The organism is bacterium CG_4_10_14_0_2_um_filter_33_32, assembly GCA_002792735.1.
Lineage (GTDB): Bacteria > Patescibacteriota > CPR2_A > CG2-30-33-46 > CG2-30-33-46 > CG2-30-33-46.
In genome coordinates this window covers 1-3,693 of sequence record PFOW01000064.1, presented here as the reverse complement: position 1 = coordinate 3,693, position 3,693 = coordinate 1, and the positions used below count along the sequence as shown (strand labels likewise).

Annotated in this window: 2 protein-coding genes; both read left to right on the top strand. The window is 35.7% G+C overall.

The window, feature by feature from the left end; translation table 11 throughout:
* Positions 1–925: hypothetical protein (locus COX95_04310; GenBank protein ID PIZ85386.1), on the top strand; the 925-nt coding region annotated here is incomplete at its 5' end.
* 534 nt (positions 926–1,459) lie between these two features.
* The coding region (locus COX95_04305) for a hypothetical protein (GenBank protein ID PIZ85385.1) at positions 1,460–3,693 on the top strand (2,234 nt) is incomplete at its 3' end.

The following is a 3,693-nucleotide window of genomic DNA, read 5'->3' as shown; positions in this document are numbered from 1 at the left end:
TTGGTATAATATCCCGGCTGATGCAGGAAAGACTAATCAAATAACATATAGTGTAGGTTATCCTAATGTGAAGGTTAAAATTGACTCATCAGATAACGAAGGCAGCTTAAAAGTGAATCCAGGTATACCGGCAGCTGGTGGTACTGCAACTTTTACTTTCAAAACCTATAATGCTTCATCAAGCAAAGTTCATATTCCAATATTAGGAGTTGCTGTTCGTTTAAATGAGCCAGCTTGGAATCCAAGAGATGTTGGTTATAATAATGTAGTTATTGATCCAAGTTCTTATTATTCATATTCTAAGGATTTAAATTTATCATTATCTGATGTTGGCAAATGGAGGGCTTGGGTTGCTTATTCTATAGGCGGTAAGTGGTATTATATGTCGGCAGATGGGTCTGCTGTTAGAGAAATTAACTTCGATTCATATTTAGAAACAGACTCACTAGACGGTATTATATTGCCTGCTTCTTCTGGAAAAGTAGGCAGAGAACAACATCTAGCTTTTAGCTGCCAAGAAGCATCAGCTACTCATTATAGTACATCAGGCGTTCCAGCTTGGGCTCAGAATGGTATGGCTTGGCAGACATCTGGTGGCTGTGGTTATGGTGCTTGGGGTAGCGCACCGTCTGTAGCCGGTGAACGCTACTATATTAATATGAGATGGAACTATACTGATGTTAACGGACAGCCAATTTATACTAACAAAAATTGGTATTATCAGAAAAAAGTAGTTGTTACAAATCCTGTTAACGGTAAAAAAATTATTGCCTCTATAATCGAATATGGCCCTTCTCCGTCAACAAATAGAGTATCTGGTCTTTCTCCAGAAGCAATGGGATCTCTTAGTGCTGTAACTGATAATAATCTTAATTATAAATGGCTATATAACCAATCTTTAAATGTATTAGGTCCGATTAATTAACTAAAATGATTTAAATAAAACCACCCTTCTTGCACTTCTCCTCTCATTTATCTACAATTACTATATATAACCAATCTATTACTGTGAGCAAAGACTTGAAAGATATAGACAAACAAATAGAACTTATCCAAAAATCTACTAGAGTTACTTTTAAATCTAAAACTCTAGCCTGGCTTCATAATGACCTAAGACGAATATTCAAGTTCTACTACAAATGGCATCTAAAACCCTATTCAGGCAAAGTACATATAGGTGTACTTATTATATATACCCTATCTATTATATTCGGAGCATTTAATTTTTGCTTATAGATACTGAAGATACTAAGGCAACAAATGCCAATATCCAAGCCCTCCCCACTTTTTTTACCGATACCGATTGGTCAAGTAGCAACTATACTAGCTCAACATCGGAGACTGATTTGTTCCCCGAAATTTACTTTTAAAAAATGATTATGCCAGCTTCGTGGAGGCTTTCGATCCGTCAACGCAAAGCAACATTCAATCAATGGTCGAATATAATGGGAAGTTATATATGTCGGCTTGCACCGATATGTTTAATAGTATCGGCGGAGACATAATCACTTATAATTATAAAACTAATTCAACAGCACTTTCTTATACAGTTGCGGAGCAGGGAATTAACGAGCTAAGCGTCTTAAATAACAAAATAATGACTCCCGGAGTGGATATTACGGATGTACCAAATACCACCGAGAGTTTTTATGTGTTTGATGGAAGCTGGGCAAAAAAAAGAATTATCCCCAATGCCTTACATACCGAAGGTAGTGCATTTAAATTTAATAACGAGATATATGTTTTTACTCAGAACGCAGGTGATGATAATTTGCTAAAATCGGCTGACGAAGGTAATACCTGGTCGCTTGTCAAAAAAAGGCCGGTAGATAATAGTGAATTTTGGTTTACATCCCTCGGTGTTTTTAATGGCAAACTTTGGATGAGCGGAACTTCAAGCGCTTACCCAAACGATACAGGTTTGTTCTCGTATGACGGAACAAGTTGGAATTTTACTAGGGTAGGTTTACTGTCAGATGTAGGCTATGTTGATAAAATTGCATATTTTAATAACAAATATTTTCTTGAAACTTACAGCACCGCTAACCATACCTCCATGTATACCTCTCAGGATTTAGTAACATTCTCTCCTGTTAATACTTTTAATTCTACAAAGTCCATAACTACCGATGGATATGCAATTTTTGACGGAAAATTATTTGTTTCCGGAATAAGTGATCCTATGGGCACGCCGTCCGGTTATCTTTACGATACAGCTGATGGCAGCACGTGGAATCTTATAAGTAATACTATGCCTTCCAAACTCATATATGTTAAACAGCGAGTTCATCCCCTTACTTCTTATGCTGGCCGCTTATATATGGGCAGTACTAATGATGCTAAGGTTTATGTATCGTCTGTCCAGTCTTCCGGAGAATTAATTTCAAAACCCCAAGAGCTTAATAATTTCAATGAATTGACTCTCAGTTGGAATGCCGTAAAACCCACGGGTACGAATGTTAAATTTCAAGTAAAATATGCCTCCTCGGAAGCCGGTCTCATTTCCGCAACCTTTGTTGGTCCTGATAAAACAGCAAGTACCTATTTTACAACCTCAGGCGCTTCTATCGATCATCTTCCCCAAAGTTCTTATGTACAGTATAAAGCCATAATGGATACCGCAGATTCTAAGCTTACTCCCTATCTAGAAGATATAACTATTAGTAGCTTTAACGAGGATCTATTAAGTATTCAAACTTTTATGTCTACTACTAGTTGGAGAAACGGTTTTAATGATTCAGACTTGGATTACATAGCCGCTCATTACAAATATTTTATTGCCGATGGCTATAGTTATTTTAATTCTAAGGTATCTTATCTTCATCAAAAAAACCCAAACTTGAAAGTACTTTCATATAAAAATGGAACTGTAATTTATAACAATACTGCAGATTGGACGTATGTTACTACAAATCATCCAGAATGGTTTTTATTAGATTCGGGCGGTAACAAGATTTATGAAAAAAATTATACAAATAATTATTTACTAGATCCTTCTAATACCGAATGGAGAACATATAGGGCGAATCAATTAAAACAACAAATTGAAAATTATGGTTATGATGGCATTTTTTTAGATGTGATTTCGGCTTGGATTGAGGATTCGGGATACATATATTATAATGCAAAACCAATTAATCCAAGCACGGGTCAATTATATACCAATGATGAATGGCGACAGGCAAATTTAGAATTTGTTGATTACATGAAACAATCTATAGGCGTTAATAAGCTTTTGATTTTTAATGGCATTATTGGTCATACATACTATAAATATAATTATCGACCATTTTTTGATGTATCGGACGGAGCTATGGCTGAAGGGTTTATGCGCTGGGGTACTAATCCAATAGATTCAAATAGATCTGAAACGCAATGGAAACAAGATATAGATTCTCTACAGGAATTAGCTAGTTTAAATAAAATAGGTCTTATAAATACAGGTCTCGCAGTTAATTCCTCGTATACGAATGATCAGATTAACAAAGTGAAATCTTACAGTCTAAGCTCTTATTTGCTCAGTTCAGGGGATCATACTTATCACCTTTTTCAGTATCCAAATTGGACCACTAATTATAAGCCATATGATGAAACATATTCTATGCAAATCGGCTCCCCTCTCTCCCCCTACTATAAAGCTAATAATCTATATCAAAGAGATTTTACCAACGGCAAAGCTTTAGTAAACTCAGT